We start from the raw sequence: 16,103 nt of genomic DNA on the forward strand, positions 1-16,103 counted from the left end.
TGCCCCCCGGCAAGCGCCATGGGACGCCCAGGATCCTACGTCGGCCGGACATAGAACACGTTCTACCGAGTGGCGCTCGGTTGGTCTAACTTCGCAGTTCGCAGTGCGTGAGGGTGATATGAGGCACAATTCCATATTAGAGATGTGTCCACTACCAGATGGTAAGGTTCGCTCCTAAGATCAGCTTTCGCGGTACATGCCCCCTGTGGGCGGCTACCGAGCACCGCTCTCGAAAGGGGTGTCCGTGGAGGTTCCAGACGACGCGCGAGAGCACGGGCAGGGCGGCGAAGGCAGGTTGCGGGTCGCCCTGCTGTCGTACCGGAGCAAGCCCACCTGCGGCGGCCAGGGCGTCTACCTGCGCCACGTCAGCCGCGAACTCGTCGCCCTCGGGCACTACGTCGAGGTCTTCTCGGGACCGCCGTACCCGGAGCTGGACGAGGGCGTGGTGCTCACCAAGATCCCGAGCCTCGACCTCTACCGCGACGAGGACCCCTTCCGCACCCCGTCCCTCGGCGAGTACCGCGACTGGATCGACGTGCTGGAAGTCGCCACGATGTGGACCGCGGGGTTCCCCGAGCCGCTGACCTTCAGCCTGCGGGCGCTGCGCGAGCTGAAGAAGCGCCAGGGCGACTTCGACGTCGTGCAGGACAACCAGACGCTGGGGTACGGCCTGCTCGGCATCCAGAAGCTCTTCCCCGTGGTCGGCACCATCCATCACCCCATCAGCGTGGACCGGCGCATCGAGCTGAAGGCCGCGCCGCTGCGCAAGCAACTGTCGATGCGCCGCTGGTACGGCTTCGTGCGCATGCAGAGCCTCGTCGCGCCCCGGCTGAAGCCGATCCTCACGGTGAGCGAGTCGAGCCTCGCCGACATCCACCGCGACTTCAACGTGCCGCAGAACAACATGCGGCTCATCCCGCTGGGCGTCGACACCCGCTTCTTCCACCCGCGCCCGCACCTCCCGAAGCGCAAGGGCTCGATCGTCGCCGTGGCGAGCGCCGACTCCCCCATGAAGGGCGTCGCCACGCTGCTGCGCGCCGTCGCCAAGCTCGCCACCGAGCGGGACGTGAACCTGACCGTGGTCAGCAAGCCCACCCCGGGCGGCCCCACCGAGAAGCTCGTCCAGGAGCTGGCGCTCGGCGACCGCGTGAAGTTCGTCCACGGCATCTCCGACGACGCGCTGGGCGAGCTCATCGCGACCTCCGAGATCTCCGTCGTGCCGTCGCTGTACGAGGGCTTCTCGCTCCCCGCCGTCGAGCACATGGCCTGCGGCACCCCGCTGGTCGCCAGCCGTACGGGCGCGCTGCCCGAGGTCGTCGGCGACGCGGCCGTCCAGGTGGCGCCCGGCGACCCCGAGGAGCTCGCCTCGGTGCTGCGCCGGCTGCACGACTCCCCCGAGGAGCGGGAGCGCGTCGGCAGGGCCGGATACGACCGGGTCATGGAGCGGTACACCTGGCACGTCGTCGCCAAGCGGACAGTCGAGGCATATCGCGAGGCCATCGAGGCCCGCGGTAAGGCGAAAGGGGAGCGGTAAGTGCTGACCGTCGACTTCGGGAAGCTCCCGGTCGGGCCCGGTGTCCGCGTGCTCGACCTGGGCTGCGGCGGTGGCCGCCACGCGTTCGAGGTGCTGCGGCGCGGCGCCGACGTGGTGGCGTTCGACCAGGACGCGGCCGAGCTGGAGGGCGTCGCGAGCATGTTCGCCGCCATGGACAAGGCCGGCGAGGTGCCGCCGGAGGCGACCGCCGAGACCGTGACGGGCGACGCGCTGGCCATGCCCTTCCCCGACGCGTCCTTCGACCGCGTGATCGCGGCCGAGGTGCTGGAGCACATCCCCGACGACATGGCGGCGATGCGCGAGATCCACCGGGTGCTCAAGCCGGGTGGCCGGGCCGCGATCACCGTGCCGAGCTTCCTGCCCGAGCGCATCTGCTGGGCGCTGTCGGAGGCGTACCACACGGCCCCCGGCGGTCACGTGCGGATCTACACGCTCGCCGAGCTGAGCGCCAAGCTGAAGGCCACCGGCCTTGAGGTCGGCCCGCACCACCACGCCCACGGCCTGCACTCGCCGTACTGGTGGATCAAGTGCGCGGTCGGCGTGAACGACGACGACCACCCGCTGGCCAAGGCCTACCACGAGCTGCTCGTCTGGGACATCATGAAGCGCCCCGCGGCCACCCGCATCGCGGAGGCCGTGCTCAACCCTCTCATCGGAAAGAGCGTGGTCGTCTACGTCCGGAAGCCCGCTTGACCACCGGCGCGGGCCGGGCCGCCGTCCCGGCCGTACCCGGGGTCATCACAGCGGAGCAGATCGTCGAGACGGCGCGGAGCATCGCCGCCGTACAGGAGGCCGACGGCGGGGTGCCGTGGCCCGAGGGGCACGTCGACGCCTGGAACCACGTCGAGTGCCTGATGGCCATGACGGTCGCCGGGCTCACCGCCGAGGCCAGGAAGGGCTACGACTGGCTCGTGCGGCACCAGCGCGACGACGGCTCGTGGCCGATGAAGACCGTGCGCGGCGAGGCGGTCGAGAAGAACGGCGAGAGCAACCACGCCGCGTACGTCGCGGTAGGAGTGTGGCAGGAGCTGCTGGTCACCCGCGACGAGGACTTCGCGCGCGCGATGTGGCCGGTCGTGCGGAAGGCGCTCGACTTCGTCGTCGACCTCCAGACGGCTCGCGGTGAGATCGTCTGGGAGCGGTCCGCGGCGGGCGTCCCGGCGGAGTACGCCCTGCTGACGTGCTGCTCCTCCATCTACCAGGGGCTTCGCTGCGGCGTGCTGCTCGGCGAGCACCTCGGCGAGCGGCAGCCCGACTGGGAGCTGGCGGCCGACCGGCTCGGGCACGTGCTCGCCGCCCATCCGGAGGCCTTCGCGGACAAGAGCCGGTTCTCGATGGACTGGTACTACCCGATCCTCGGGGGCGCGGTGCGCGGCGCGGAGGCGGGCGAGCGGCTGGAGGAGGAGTGGGACACCTTCGTCGTCCCGGGGCTCGGCATCCGCTGCGTGTCGGACCAGCCGTGGGTGACGGGCGCGGAGTCCTGCGAGCTGGCCCTCGCCCTGGACGCGATCGGCGACACCGAGCGTGCTCTCACCATCTACCGGGACATGCAGCACCTGCGCCACGAGAACGGGTCGTACTGGACGGGCTGGCAGTTCGTCAACAAGCGGTCGTTCCCGAACGAGCAGTCGGCGTACACCGCCGCCGCCGTCATCCTCGCGGCCGACGCGCTCTCCGGCGCCACCCCGGCGGCGGGCCTGTTCCGCGAGGCCGGACGGTACGCCATCCCGGTGACCGACCCCGACACCTGCGGCTGCTCCCGCACGTCCAGCCGCACATAAGAATGCCTGCTGGTGCATACATCGGACCGCATCACCGCCGGCCCGCACGTGTCTGCGGTCCAGCCTGCGGACGATCCCCAGGGCCGGCAAGACATACCGTGGCTATATTCGAGACAAGGTCGGCGACTGGGAAAAGTGGTATGACGGAGCGATTCTGATGGCAGAGACCCGCTTCGCCCGCTATCTCAAGGAGAGAAAGCAATGAGTGATCAGGCGGTGACCTGGGAGGAGTTGCGTGCGCAGCTCATCCAGCCGGAGGACGAGCAGGAGGTCGCCGAGCTCCGCGATGAGCTCGTAGCCCGCCAGCGCGCTTATCAGTTGGCCGAGGCCAGACAGAAGCTTGGTCTGCGCCAAGAGGACGTCGCCCAGGCGATGGGTGTGTCGCAGGCGCGCATTTCGCAGATCGAGAACGGGGTCATCAGCGAGGTGGCCACGCTGGCCGCGTACGTCGCGGCGCTTGGGGGCCAGCTAAAGATCGTGGCTGACTTCGGCGAGTCCATCATGGTGCTGGACACTCCTCGTGGGCGCCGCGCGGGCTGACGCCGGTGCGCGACCGGTCCCGTGGTGGGGTGCAGTGACCAACCCCTTACCAGCAAGAACGGCGCGACCCTCCAGGAGACCGAGGTAGCGCCCCCCTTTACGGGTGAACGATGACGCCCCGGAGGCGGCCGGGCGGGGGGTAGGTCCAGCTGGCGAGCGAGCCGGACGGCCGTACACGGTAACGGTTCGAGCTGGAGCACACCGCTCACATCCACGCCTCTAGCCCTTTGTGAGTGCCCGAAGGGCGGCCGTCGGCCGAACGGAATCCACACTTTCCTGATTTTTCGTTATCTGTGGCTCGCGGGCCGGTCTCCGGTACAGGAGCGAATGCGTCCATCCTGGGCGCCGTCGACACCCGATCCCCGATTCCCGACGAAGGATCTCATCCATCATGAGTGAGACTGTTCCGCTTGGCACCGTACGAGGCCGCAGAGCCAGGGGGCACGTCCGCCGCGTCGCGCTCGTAGGCGCCCTCGCGGCCGTCCTCGGCGCCTCTATGGTGAGCGGCGCGGGCGCGGCCGAGACCCCCCTCTCGCAGGGCCGGCCGGTCGTCGCCTCCTCATCGGAGCGCGGTGACCTGTCGCCCTCGGCCGCGGTCGACGGCAGGAGCGACACTCGCTGGTCCAGCAAGTTCAGCGACCCGCAGTGGTTGCAGGTCGACCTGGGCAGGTCCACCGCGATCAAGAAGATCGTGCTGAACTGGGAGCGCGCCTACGCCACCGCGTTCCAGATCCAGACGTCCCCCGGCGGCGGCGACTGGACGACGATCCTGTCCACGACCGCGGGCAAGGGCGGCCTGCAGACCCTCAACGTGTCCGCCACCGGACGGTACGTGCGGCTTTACGCCACCAAGCGGTCCAGCCAGTACGGCGTCTCGCTGTGGGAGTTCCAGGTCTTCGGCAGCGGCTCGGCCACCCCCGCGCCCAGTGCCACCCCCACCAAGCCGGCACCGAGTTCGAGCCCCACCAAGCCCGCGCCGAGCGGCACCCCGACCAAGCCCGTGGAGACCTCCGCGAAGAAGGGCGTCGGCGTGTGGCAGGCGCCCGGCGTCAGCGCGGCGCTCGCCGCCTCCGGCGCTGGCTGGTACTACACGTGGTCCACGAACCACAACGGCGTCACCACCCCCAAGTCGGCGGAGTTCGTGCCGATGATCTGGGGAGCCGCCAGCGTCACCGACGCCAACCTGGCCCAGGCGAAGAGCGCCGGCCCGTACCTGCTCGGCTTCAACGAGCCGGACATGGCCGCGCAGTCCAACATGACCGTGGACAAGGCCCTGTCCCTGTGGCCCAAGCTCATGGAGACCGGCAAGGTGCTCGGCAGCCCCGCCGTCGCCTACGGCGGGAACACCCCGGGCGGCTGGCTCGACAGGTTCATGTCGGGTGCGGCCTCTCGCGGCTACCGCGTGGACTTCATCACGCTGCACTGGTACGGCGGCGACTTCCGCACCGACGCCGCGGTCGGCCAGCTCAAGTCCTACCTGCAGGCCGTGTACGACCGGTACCACAAGCCGATCTGGCTGACCGAGTACGCCCTGATCGACTTCTCGAAGGGCACCCGCTTCCCCAGCGACACCCAGCAGGCGGACTTCGTCACCGCCTCCACCAAGATGCTGGGCTCCCTGTCGTACATCCAGCGCTACGCGTGGTTCGGCCTGCCCGCCTCGGACACCGAGCCCAGCAGCGGCCTGTTCCACGGCAACGGGGTCGCCACCCCGGCGGGCCGAGCCTTCCAGGCCGCCGGCTGACCCGCGAAGGACTTCTGGGGTAGCACCCCCCCTTGATCAGCCCTACCCCAGAAGCGCGAGGGGCCCCCGGCCGCCACCGGGGGCCCCGTCGCCGTCTAGGCGACGGGAGCGACGCGCTCCAGGACGCGGAGGGAGCCCTCGGTGCTGATCTCCTTGTAGTCGCCCGAGGAGAGGGCGCGCTGGAAGACACGGTAGGGGGCCTGGCCGCCCGTGGCGGGGTCGGGGTAGATGTCGTGGAAGACCAGCGCGCCGCCCGGCATGAGGTGCGGCGCCCACCCCTCGTAGTCCTTGGTGACGGGCTCCTCGGAGTGGCCTCCGTCGATGAAGAGCATCGCGAGGGGGGTCCTCCAGTGACGGGCCACCGTCTCTGAGCGCCCCACGATCGCGATCACGTTGTCCTCCAGCCCGGCCGAGGCGATGGCCGCGCGGAAGAACGGCAGCGAGTCCATCTTGCCGAAGCGCGGGTCCATCAGCGTGGGGTCGTGGTGGGCCCAGCCGGGCTGGATCTCCTCGGAGCCCCGGTGGTGGTCCACGGTGAAGACGACCGACCCGGTCTCGCGGGCGGCGGCCCCGAGGTAGATCGCCGACTTGCCGCAGTAGGTGCCGATCTCGCAGATGGGGCCGAGCGAGCCGTACGCGCGGGCGGTGCCGAACAGCGCAAGCCCTTCGTTCGACGGCATGAACCCCTTCGCGCGCTCGGCCGCATGGCGCAGGTCGGCCGGCAAGGACCCATGAGTCATGATTTATCCCCTGTGTAGGACATGCTGGTGCACCCTACCCATCAACGCTCGGGGCGCGGGAACCGTGCCCCCTTCTTGATCGAAGCGAGCCGAACAATATTCCACACCGCCCTTGCCCCACCTGGTGGAACGTGTTCTACTTTGCAGCGTGAACCAGCGTGCTCGCATAGTGATGTCCGACGACGAGGCGACGGCGTTCCTGCGGGAGTCTCGCAAGCTCCAGCTGGGCACGATCAACCCGGACGGAACACCGCACATGGTGACGATGTTCTACGGCCTGGTCGACGGCCAGATCGCGTTCTGGACCTACGGCAAGGCCCAGAAGACCCTGAACATCGGGCGCGATCCTCGGGTGACCTGCCTCGTCGAGGCCGGGGACGACTACTTCGACCTGAGAGGCGTCCTGGTCTACGGCACCGCGCGGCTGATCGACGCCCCGGACGCCGTGCTGGACATCGGCATGAACATCACCAGGCGGATGACGGGAGCCGGTGAGGACGAGGCCTCCGACGAGCTTCGCGGGTACGTCGAGCACACCGGCCGCAAGCGCGTCGCCTATCTCGTCGAGCCGACACGCGTGGTCTCGTGGGACCACCGCAAGCTCGCCACCCCCGCTTCGGCCTAGTCTCGCCTTAAGCCATACGAACGCGAGAAGGGCTCCGATGAGAATCAAAGTCGACTACGACGTCTGCGAGGCCAACGCCGTCTGCATGGGCCTGGCACCCGAGGTCTTCGAAGTGGACGACGACGACAACCTGAACGTCCTGCTTCCCGAGCCCCCGCCGGAGATGCTCGACCGCGTGCGCCACGCGGTCCGTTCCTGCCCGAAAGCCGCCCTCTCCCTCCAGGGAGACTAGGCGTCCCCCAAGGAGGTCCCCTCAATGCGAGCCGCGCTACTGCACGCCGTCGGCGACGACAAGCTCGACATCCGCGACGACTTCACCCTCGCCCCGGTGGGCCCGACGGACGTGCGCGTGAAGATCAAGGCGACCGGCGTCTGCCACTCGGACCTGTCGGTGCTGTCGGGCGTGCTGCCCATGCCTCTGCCGGTGATCCCCGGGCACGAGGGCGCGGGCGAGGTCGTGGAGGTGGGCGACCACGTCACCTCCGTCCAGCCGGGCGACCACGTCATCATCAACTGGACCCCGGCCTGCGGTTCGTGCCCGAACTGCGTCGTCGGCCAGCCGTTCCTCTGCATGACCTACGTCATGGAGAGCTTCTCCCTGGCGAGGTTCCGCTTCGGCGGCGAGACCCCCGCGTTCGGCATGGCCGGCTGCGGCACCTGGGCAGAGGAGATCGTGGTCCCGTGGCAGGGCGCGATCAAGGTGGACCCCGAGGTCCCGTACGAGGTCGCGGCGCTGATCGGCTGCGGCATCACCACGGGCGTGGGGGCCGCGATCAACACCGCGAAGGTCAGGCCGGGCTCCACCGTCGCCGTGATCGGCTGTGGCGGCGTGGGTCTGTCGGTCATCCAGGGGGCCCGGGTGTCCGGGGCCACGACGATCCTCGCGGTCGACCCGCTGGAGTCCAAGCACGCGCTCGCCAAGAAGGTCGGCGCCACGGACGCCTGCACCCCCGACCGGCTCATGGAGGTCATCGGGTCCCTGACCGGCGGCCAGGGGTTCGACTACGGCTTCGAGGTGGTCGGCAAGTCGGCGTCCATCATGTCGGCCTGGCAGGCCACCCGCCGGGGCGGCGACGTCATCGTGGTCGGCGCGGGCGCCATGGACGACATCGTGCCCCTGTCGGCCTTCAGCCTGCTGTTCGAGGGCAAGAACCTCCTCAGCTCGCTGTACGGGGGCAGCGACGTGCGCCGTGACTTCCCGTTCTTCGCCGACCTGTGGAAGGCCGGCAAGCTCGACCTGGAGAGCATGATCAGCTCCCGCATCAGGCTCGGCGACCTCAACGACGCCGTCGCGGCCCTCAAGAGCGGCGAGGTCCTCCGCCAGATCGTCGTCTTCGACTGACCTGGAGGTCGCGGGTCCGGCATCGCCCTCCTATGTAGACTGCATCTACGTAGATTTCGTCTACATAGGAGGGGCATGGCCGGAGCGGGATTCGTAGGTCGCACGTCTGAGCTTGGCGCTCTCACCAAGCGGCTGGAACGAGTCCGGTCAAGCGGGAGCGGCGCGGCGGTCACGATCCGTGGTCGCCGCCAGGTGGGAAAGTCACGGCTGGTCCAGGAGTTCTGTAACCGCGCCCAGGTGCCCTACTTCTTCTTCACCGCCACCAAAGGCATGTCCCCTGTGGAGTCGGTGGAGGCCTTCTGCTCCGAGCTGAGGGAGTCCCCGCTACCTTCCCATCCGGAGTCTGTCGCGCAGGCGAGCACGGGAAGCTGGCCAGACGCATTCCGGGTCCTGTCATCCGCGCTGCCCTCCGGGCCGTCGATCGTGGTCGTCGACGAGCTACCGTGGCTGGCCGAGCAGGACGAGTTGTTCGATGGCGCACTGCAGACGGCGTGGGACAGGCTGTTGTCCACCAAGCCGGTCCTGTTGCTACTACTCGGTAGCGATCTCCACATGATGGAGCGTTTCACTGCCTACGATCGGCCGTTCTTCGGCCGGGCCGACGCCATGGTATTGGGACCGTTGAATCCCGCTGAGACCGCCGACGCGCTTGGCCTGAGCGGCGGTGACGCCATCGACGCCTACCTGACGTGCGGAGGTCTGCCGGGAATACTCCGCATCTGGCCGACCGGCACTCCTGCCCTGGACTTCATCCGTCAGGAATGCGCCGACCCTGCTTCCCCGCTGTTCAACGTGCCCGAATCCGCCCTGCTCGCCGAGTTTCCCACGCCGGACCAGGCCCGTCGCGTGCTGGAGGCGGTCGGGAGCGGAGACAGGACCCAGACGAACATCGCGGCGACGGCCGGAGGCCGCCAAGGCGCCCTGTCGTCCGGCTCTCTTTCGCCTCTTCTGCGTCGCCTATCGGAAGAGAAACGGGTGCTGGCCGTCGATGAGCCGCTGTCGACCCGGCCTGGAAAACCAGCCCTCTATCGTGTCGCCGATCACAACCTCCGCCTGTACCTCGGAGCCTTCCGCGCCGCGGCCGAAAGGTCGCGGCGCGGTCAGCCCGAGGCCGCCATCCGCCTCGTCGAGCGCCGGTGGTCCTCCCTGCGCGGCCGCGCTGTCGAACCGGTGGTACGGGAGGCGCTGACGATGGCTGCGGTGGCCGGCCGCCTGCCCTGGGACGACGTGGAGACCGTGGGCGGATGGTGGAACCGCCGGTTCGACCCCGAGGTCGACCTGGTCGGCGCGGACCGGTCACCTATCGCACGCCGGGTCGGCTTCGCCGGTTCGATCAAATGGCTCGGCACGGCGTTCGACGATCACGACCTCGCCAAGCTCCGCGACACCGCCGTCCAGGTCCCCGGTTTCGACTCAGGTGGACTCGTCGTGGTCTCCTTGTCGGGAGTGACGCCCGGTCTGGACGTCGACCTGGTGTGGGGACCCGACGACGTTGTCGCGGCATGGAGATGATCAGCGCTATCAGACGTGACCGTCGGCGGCGCGAGCCGTAGCGGGTCAGTCGGAGGAGAAGGCGGCGTCGAAGGACGCGGTGGGGGGTGTGATCGCGTTGAGGCCCTTGACGAAGGTCAGGGCTTCGGGGGCTCCGGCGAGGCGGTCCATGCCGGCGTCTTCCCATTCGACCGAGATCGGACCCTCGTACCCGATGGAGTTCAGGGCGCGGAAGCAGTCCTCCCAGGGCACGTCACCCCGGCCGGTGGAGACGAAGTCCCAGCCACGGCGCAGGTCCGCCCAGGGCAGGTGCGACGACAGCCGGCCCCGGCGCCCGTCGCCCGAGCGCACCTTGGCGTCCTTGCAGTCGACGTGGTAGACGCGGTCGGCGAAGTCCAGGATGAATCCCACCGGGTCGATCTCCTGCCAGACCATGTGTGAGGGGTCCCAGTTCAGGCCGAAGGCCGGACGGTGCCCGATGGCCTCGAGCGTCCGCACGGTGGTGTGGTAGTCGTAGGCGATCTCGCTGGGGTGCACCTCGTGGGCGAAGCGCACGCCGACCTCGTCGAACACGTCCAGGATGGGGTTCCAGCGGTCGGCGAAGTCCTGGTAGCCGGCGTCGATCATCGACGGCGGCACCGGGGGGAACATCGCCACGGTGTGCCAGATGGACGAGCCGGTGAAGCCGACCACCGTGTTCACGCCGAGCTTGGCCGCCGCGCGGGCGGTGTCCTTCATCTCCTGCGCCGCGGCCTGGCGCACCTGCTCGGGGTCTCCCGAGCCCCAGATACGCGCCGGGAGGATGCCCTTGTGGCGCTCGTCGATCGGGCTGTCGCAGACGGCCTGCCCGACGAGGTGGTTGGAGATCGTCCAGACCTTCAGCCCGTGCTTGTCCAGGATCTCCAGCTTGCGGGGGATGTAGGACTCGTCCGACAGCGCCTTGTCGACCTCGAAGTGATCACCCCAGCAGGCGATCTCCAGGCCGTCATATCCCCACTCACCGGCCAGGCGGCACACCTCCTCAAAGGGAAGATCGGCCCACTGCCCGGTGAACAAGGTGATCGGTCGCGTCATGTCCGCGCTCTCCTTCGTGCTTACAAGCGGTTGCAGGGTTCGCTTATCAGGGATCCTGGAGACCTGGGCCCGGGGAAGGCAACACTTCCCGGGGCCCGGTTCCCCGAGAACCCTCTACGGGATCGGCGTCCAGCGGCTCTCGTTGGCAGCGCTCCGCTCGACGGCCGCGAGCACCTGCTGCACCCGCAGGCCGTCGGCGAACGACGGGGCGGGGTTCGTGCCCGAGCCGATCGCCTCCAGGAAGTCCTTCACCTCGTGGCTGAACGTGTGCTCGTAGCCGAGCCCGTGGCCCGGCGGCCACCAGGCCCCGGCGTACGGGTGCCCCCCTTCCGTGACGAGGATGCGCCGGAAGCCGGCCTCCTCGGCGGGAAGGGTGTGGTCGTGGAACCACAGCTCGTTCATCGACTCGAAGTCGAAGGACAGGCTGCCGAGGGAGCCGTTGACCTCGATGCGCATGGCGTTCTTGCGCCCGGTGGCGAAGCGGGTCGCCTCGAACGACGCGAGCGCGCCTCCGGTGAGCCTGCCGATGAACACCGCCGCGTCGTCGACGGTGACGGTGCCCGTCGAGTCCGCGTCCTCCGACGCGCCCGCCGCGAGCCCGGCGGACTCGTCGGCCAGCGGGCGGTCGTTGATGAAGGTCTCGGTGAGGGCCGACACGCCGGTCAGCCGCTGACCGGTGATGAACTGGGCGGTGTCGACGATGTGGGAACCGATGTCGCCGAGCGCGCCCGAGCCCGCCTTGTCCTTCTGCAGCCGCCACACCAGGGGGAACTCCGGATCCACGATCCAGTCCTGGAGGTACTGCGCGCGGACGTGGCGCAGCTCCCCCAGCCGTCCCTCGGCCACGAACTGCCGCGCGAGCGCGACGGCCGGGACCCTCCGGTAGTTGAAGGCCACCATGCTGCGCACGCCGCGCTCGGCGGCCCGCTCCGCCGCCGCGACCATCGCCTCGGCCTCGGCGACGGTGTTGGCCAGCGGCTTCTCGCACAGGACGTGCTTGCCCGCCTCGAGCGCGGCGATCGCGATCTCGGCGTGTGAGTCGCCGGGCGTGCAGACATCCACGATGTCCACGTCGTCCCGCTTGATCAGTTCCTTCCAGTCGTTCTCGACTGCCGCCCAGCCCAGGTCGGCGGCGGCGGCGGCCGTACGGTCCTTCGACCTGCCGGACAGAACCGCCATGACCGGCGCGACCGGCAGGTCGAAGAACGCTCCGACGCTGCGCCACGCCTGGGAGTGCACACGTCCCATGAACGCGTACCCGACCATGCCGACCCCGAGCGCCGGCCTGTTGTCACTCACGAAATAACCCCCGAATTAGGATTCGAACCCGAGCGGCAGATACTTCTGCGCGTTCTCCTTGGTGATGGTCTCCGATGCCAGCGTGATCGACTGCGGCACCTGCTGCTCGACCAGGTCACTGAGGCCCTTGCCCTGGGCGATGAGCCGCGCGAGCTTGATCGCCGAGGACGCCATGGTCGGGCTGTAGGTCACCGTGGCCTTGAGCACACCACTGTCGGCCTGGATGTCGCGCATGGCGTTGGCCGACCCGGCGCCTCCCACCATGAAGAACTCGCTGCGGTTCGCCTCCTTGATGGCGGCGAGCACACCGATGCCCTGGTCGTCGTCATGGTTCCAGATGGCATCGATCTTCTTGTGCGCCTGCAGCAGGTTGCTGGCCACCTGCGTGCCCGACTCGACCGTGAACTTGGCGTCCTGCTTGGCGGTCACCGTGAACCCGTAGGTCTTCAGCGCGTCGGCGAAGCCCTTGCTGCGGTCCTGGGTAAGGGGCAGCGTCGCGATGCCCTGGATCTCCAGGATCACCGGGTTGGAGACGCCCTTGTCCTTCAGGGTCTTTCCGACGTAGGTGCCCGCGGCCACGCCCATGCCGTAGTTGTCGCCACCGATCCACAACCGGTACGACAGCTTGTCGGGAAAGACCCGGTCCAGATTGATCACCGGGATACCGGCGTCCATCGCCTTACGGGCCACCTGGTTGAGCTGCTCGCCGTCGTTCGGGAGGATCACCAGAGCACTGACCTTGGCCGCGATCAGCGACTCGACCGCGGAGATCTGCTGGTTGATGTCGTTGGTCGGCTCGACCGGCTTGAACTCCACATCGGAGTACTGCTTGGCCTGCGACTCGGCGTTCTTGGCGATGGCCGCGATCCAGCCGTGGTCCGCCGCAGGGGCGGAGAAACCGATGACGACCTTGGTACCCGGCTGGTCGTTGTCCGTACCGGCCGAGGTCGCCTGCGGCGCGGCGGAAGCCGGGGCGGCGGCGGGCTCGTTGCTGGTGCAGGCGCTCACGAGGGCCCCTGCGCCGACGACGGCTCCGCTGACGAGGAACCCTCGCCGGCCGACGCTCTTGTTCATGGTGACTTTCTCCTTCTGGTACGGGGGGTTACCGGGGCCTCGGCACGGGCTCCCAGTTCACGAAATTTCGTGAACTGGGGGGCTTTTAGGCGCGGCGAACGCGACCGCGGAACCCCCGCGGCCGTCCGGACGTGCCGTCAAGCCCTTGCTGTGTGTCCCGTGCCGTCGAGCCCTACGTTCGGGATTCGAGGCTTCGCCGCTGCAGGAGGACGGCGATGACGATGATCAGGCCCTTGGCTATGAGCTGGTCACTGGTGTTGAGTCCGTTGAGGATGAACAGGTTCGTGATGACCGTGAAGATCAGCAGCCCGAGTATCGAGCCGATGATGGTTCCCCGGCCACCGGTGAGCAGGGTTCCCCCGATGATGACCGCGGCGATCGCGTCCAGTTCGTACAGGTCGCCGTGGGTACTGGAGCCCGTGGTGGTGCGGGCCATGATGATCACTGCGGCGATGCCGCAGCACAGGCCGGACAGCGCGTACAGCATCATCGTGTGACGCCGTACGTTGATTCCGGCGAGCCGGGCGGCCTCCGGGTTGCCGCCGACCGCGTAGGTGCGCCGGCCGAAGGTCGTGCGGTTGAGCACGAGCCAGCCGACCGCGACCACGAGCGCGAAGATGTAGACCAGCAGCGGCAGGCCGAACACGCGCGTGGTCGAGAGGTCCACGATGGCGCTGTTGTCCGGGCCGACGAGCTGGGTCCTGCGGTCCGACATCCGCTGGGCCAGACCGCGCGCCGCCACGAGCATGGCGAGCGTGGCGATGAACGGCACCATCCTCCCGTAGGAGATCAGGAAGCCGCTGACCAGCCCCGCGCCCGTGCCGACCACGATCGCGCAGATCGCCATCACGACCGGCCCGTACGCCTGGGTGGCGAGCGTCGTGGCCCACACCGAGGCGAGCGCCATGACCGCGCCGACCGACAGGTCGATGCCCCCGCCGATGATGACGAAGGTCATGCCGACGGTGATGACGCCGATCGTCGAGGCCAGCGCGAGGATGCTCACCATGTTCGACGAGGTGGCGAAGTTCTCGGGGCTCGTCACCAGGCCGACCACGGCCAGGAGGATCAGCGCCACGACGAGGCCGAGGTGGCGCGCCTGCCCGACCCTGCTCAGCACGCCGGGCCCCGCGGGCTGGGCGGCTCGCGCCTGCTCCTCCACGCGGTGATGCTCGTCGGCGGGCGGCTGGGTGCTCTGCGGGGTGCTGCCACCCGAGGCGCGTGCGTCCGTCACAACGCGCTCCCTTCCATGATCATGTCTAGAACCCGGGGTTCGTCGAGTTCTCGTGCGTCCGACTCGTGGATGACCTTGCCTTCGCGGAGCACGAGGACCCGGTCTGCGAGGCCGAGGACCTCGGGGACCTCACTGGAGACCAGCAGCACGCCCACGCCCTCGTCCGCGAGCCGCCGGATCACGGCGTACAGCTCGGCCCGGGCGCCGACGTCGACGCCCCGGGTGGGCTCGTCGAGGAGCAGGAGCTTGCGGTCCTCGACCAGCCATCGGGCGAAGACGGCCTTCTGCTGGTTGCCGCCCGAGAGAGTTCGCACCGGGCGGCGGGGATCGGCCGGCCGGATGTCGACCGTCTCGGCCAGGCGGGCGGCCGAGGCGCTCTCCTCCTTGCGGTCCACCCAGCCGAACTTGGCGTACTTGCTGAGGCCCGCGATCGTGATGTTGCGCGCGACGCTCTCGTTCATCAGCAGGGCCTGGGACTTGCGCTCCTCGGGCGCGAGACCCATGCCGAGCCGTACGGCCTTGGAGGTGCTGCCGGGAGGCACGGGCTCGCCCGCGAGCACGACCTGTCCCGAGGAGGCGCGGCGTGCTCCGTAGACGGTCTCGACGATCTCCGAGCGTCCTGAGCCGACCAGTCCCGCCAGCCCGACGATCTCGCCTTCCCGCACCGTCAGAGAGACGTCGGTGAAGCGGCCGGGGAGCGTGAGACCCTCGACCTTCAGCACCTCGGGGCGGTTGTCGTGAGATCCGGGGGCAGGACGCGGCGGGAAGACGTACTCCACGTCCCTGCCGGTCATCAGCGACACCACCTGAGACGTCGGCGTCTCGCGGGCGGGAAGCCCGACGGCGGCGGTCCTGCCGTCCTTGAGCACGGTGACGCGGTCACCGATCTCGCGGATCTCCTCCAGCCGGTGGGAGATGTAGACGACCGCGACCCCCTGTGCCGTGAGGTCCCTGATGACCCGGAACAGGTTGCCGACCTCGTCGTGCGCGAGGGCGGCGGACGGCTCGTCCATGACGATCAGCCGCGTCTTGTGGGACAGCGCCCGCGCCATGCTGACGATCTGCTTCCCGGCCGCGGAGAGGCGCCCGACCTCGGTCGTGGCGCGCATCTCGCCGTGACCGAGGCTGCCGAGCAGCTCCGCGGCGGCCTTGTTCATCTCACCGCGCCGGGTGAAGCCGAACGCGGCGTGCTCGTGGCCGAGGAAGATGTTCTCGGCCACCGACAGGCCGTCCACCAGGTCGAGCTCCTGGTAGATGGTCGAGATGCCCGACTTGATGGCGGCGATGGGCCCGGCGAAGCGGACCTCCTCGCCACCGAAGGTCACGGTGCCCTCGTCCGGCTGGTGGGCGCCAGCGAGGATCTTGATGAGGGTGGACTTGCCCGCGCCGTTCTGACCGAGCAGGCAGTGGACCTCGCCGGCGCGGACGTCGAGGTCCACGCCGTCCAGGGCGCGGACGCCGGGAAACTGCTTGACGATCCCGCGCATGACCAGCAGGTCGCTCACAGGGCCTCCGGAAAGTGGATCGAGAGGGGGGTTCTGAGGGTCTGGAGCCATCATGAGTGTTTCATAGATCGGAGGTGTGAGGCAGGTAGGCAACGGAAC

The 16,103-nt window shown here is 69.0% G+C and carries 15 protein-coding genes; 9 read left to right on the forward strand and 6 right to left on the reverse strand.

What is annotated here, in order from left to right; translation table 11 throughout:
- Positions 1 to 244 precede the first annotated feature (244 nt).
- The 5 genes from ACOZ38_RS39650 to ACOZ38_RS39670 all read left to right on the forward strand — a co-directional run bounded on the left by ACOZ38_RS39650 (position 245) and on the right by ACOZ38_RS39670 (position 5,620).
- Positions 245 to 1,534, forward strand: a complete 1,290-nt coding sequence (locus ACOZ38_RS39650; protein ID WP_405141349.1) for a glycosyltransferase family 4 protein — start codon at positions 245 to 247, stop codon at positions 1,532 to 1,534.
- Positions 1,535 to 2,248 carry a class I SAM-dependent methyltransferase gene (locus tag ACOZ38_RS39655; protein WP_363912062.1) on the forward strand — a complete coding sequence of 238 codons (714 nt, stop codon included), beginning with the start codon at positions 1,535 to 1,537 and terminating at the stop codon, positions 2,246 to 2,248.
- Complete coding sequence (locus tag ACOZ38_RS39660) at positions 2,245 to 3,336, forward strand: prenyltransferase (protein WP_424536054.1); 1,092 nt, start codon at positions 2,245 to 2,247, stop codon at positions 3,334 to 3,336. The genes ACOZ38_RS39655 and ACOZ38_RS39660 overlap by 4 nt, the downstream gene beginning before the upstream one ends.
- 201 nt (positions 3,337 to 3,537) lie before the next feature.
- Positions 3,538 to 3,876, forward strand: a complete 339-nt coding sequence (locus ACOZ38_RS39665; RefSeq protein WP_424536055.1) for a helix-turn-helix domain-containing protein — start codon at positions 3,538 to 3,540, stop codon at positions 3,874 to 3,876.
- Between the two features lie 391 nt (positions 3,877 to 4,267).
- Positions 4,268 to 5,620: a glycosyl hydrolase gene (locus tag ACOZ38_RS39670; RefSeq protein ID WP_424536056.1), complete on the forward strand. Its 1,353-nt coding sequence runs from the start codon at positions 4,268 to 4,270 to the stop codon at positions 5,618 to 5,620.
- A gap of 95 nt (positions 5,621 to 5,715) precedes the next feature.
- Here ACOZ38_RS39670 and ACOZ38_RS39675 read toward each other — a convergent pair whose 3' ends face one another.
- Positions 5,716 to 6,360 carry a class I SAM-dependent methyltransferase gene (locus ACOZ38_RS39675; RefSeq protein WP_424536057.1) on the reverse strand — a complete coding sequence of 215 codons (645 nt, stop codon included), beginning with the start codon at positions 6,358 to 6,360 and terminating at the stop codon, positions 5,716 to 5,718.
- A gap of 148 nt (positions 6,361 to 6,508) precedes the next feature.
- On the opposite strand from ACOZ38_RS39675, the gene ACOZ38_RS39680 reads away from it, so the two are divergent.
- The 4 genes from ACOZ38_RS39680 to ACOZ38_RS39695 all read left to right on the forward strand — a co-directional run bounded on the left by ACOZ38_RS39680 (position 6,509) and on the right by ACOZ38_RS39695 (position 9,839).
- The gene (locus tag ACOZ38_RS39680; protein WP_424536058.1) at positions 6,509 to 6,985 is read left to right on the forward strand and encodes a pyridoxamine 5'-phosphate oxidase family protein; all 477 of its coding nucleotides are present in this window, start codon (positions 6,509 to 6,511) and stop codon (positions 6,983 to 6,985) included.
- 37 nt (positions 6,986 to 7,022) lie between these two features.
- Positions 7,023 to 7,217 carry a ferredoxin gene (locus ACOZ38_RS39685; RefSeq protein WP_405141359.1) on the forward strand — a complete coding sequence of 65 codons (195 nt, stop codon included), beginning with the start codon at positions 7,023 to 7,025 and terminating at the stop codon, positions 7,215 to 7,217.
- Positions 7,218 to 7,241: 24 nt separating this feature from the next.
- Complete coding sequence (locus ACOZ38_RS39690) at positions 7,242 to 8,327, forward strand: Zn-dependent alcohol dehydrogenase (RefSeq protein WP_424536059.1); 1,086 nt, start codon at positions 7,242 to 7,244, stop codon at positions 8,325 to 8,327.
- A 75-nt stretch (positions 8,328 to 8,402) separates the two neighbouring features.
- A complete protein-coding gene (locus tag ACOZ38_RS39695; RefSeq protein WP_424536060.1) occupies positions 8,403 to 9,839 on the forward strand; it encodes an AAA family ATPase in 1,437 nt (478 codons plus the stop codon).
- Between the two features lie 45 nt (positions 9,840 to 9,884).
- On the opposite strand, the gene ACOZ38_RS39700 is transcribed toward ACOZ38_RS39695, so the two are convergent.
- The 5 genes from ACOZ38_RS39700 to ACOZ38_RS39720 all read right to left on the reverse strand — a co-directional run bounded on the left by ACOZ38_RS39700 (position 9,885) and on the right by ACOZ38_RS39720 (position 16,004).
- Positions 9,885 to 10,892, reverse strand: coding sequence for a sugar phosphate isomerase/epimerase family protein (locus ACOZ38_RS39700; protein WP_424536061.1), 1,008 nt, complete (start codon positions 10,890 to 10,892; stop codon positions 9,885 to 9,887).
- Positions 10,893 to 11,006: 114 nt separating this feature from the next.
- Positions 11,007 to 12,191, reverse strand: a complete 1,185-nt coding sequence (locus tag ACOZ38_RS39705; protein ID WP_424536062.1) for a Gfo/Idh/MocA family protein — start codon at positions 12,189 to 12,191, stop codon at positions 11,007 to 11,009.
- A 15-nt stretch (positions 12,192 to 12,206) separates the two neighbouring features.
- A complete protein-coding gene (locus tag ACOZ38_RS39710; protein ID WP_424536063.1) occupies positions 12,207 to 13,265 on the reverse strand; it encodes an ABC transporter substrate-binding protein in 1,059 nt (352 codons plus the stop codon).
- 172 nt (positions 13,266 to 13,437) lie between these two features.
- On the reverse strand, positions 13,438 to 14,499 hold the full coding sequence (locus ACOZ38_RS39715) for an ABC transporter permease (protein WP_424536064.1): 1,062 nt from the start codon (positions 14,497 to 14,499) through the stop codon (positions 13,438 to 13,440).
- Positions 14,496 to 16,004 (reverse strand): sugar ABC transporter ATP-binding protein, encoded by a 1,509-nt coding sequence (locus ACOZ38_RS39720; RefSeq protein ID WP_424536065.1) that lies wholly within the window; start codon positions 16,002 to 16,004, stop codon positions 14,496 to 14,498. Before ACOZ38_RS39720 ends, ACOZ38_RS39715 begins: the two co-directional genes overlap by 4 nt.
- Between the last annotated feature and the right edge of the window lie 99 nt (positions 16,005 to 16,103).

Origin of the sequence: Sphaerisporangium viridialbum (assembly GCF_049674955.1) — a bacterium.
GTDB classification, from domain to species: Bacteria; Actinomycetota; Actinomycetes; order Streptosporangiales; family Streptosporangiaceae; genus Sphaerisporangium; species Sphaerisporangium viridialbum.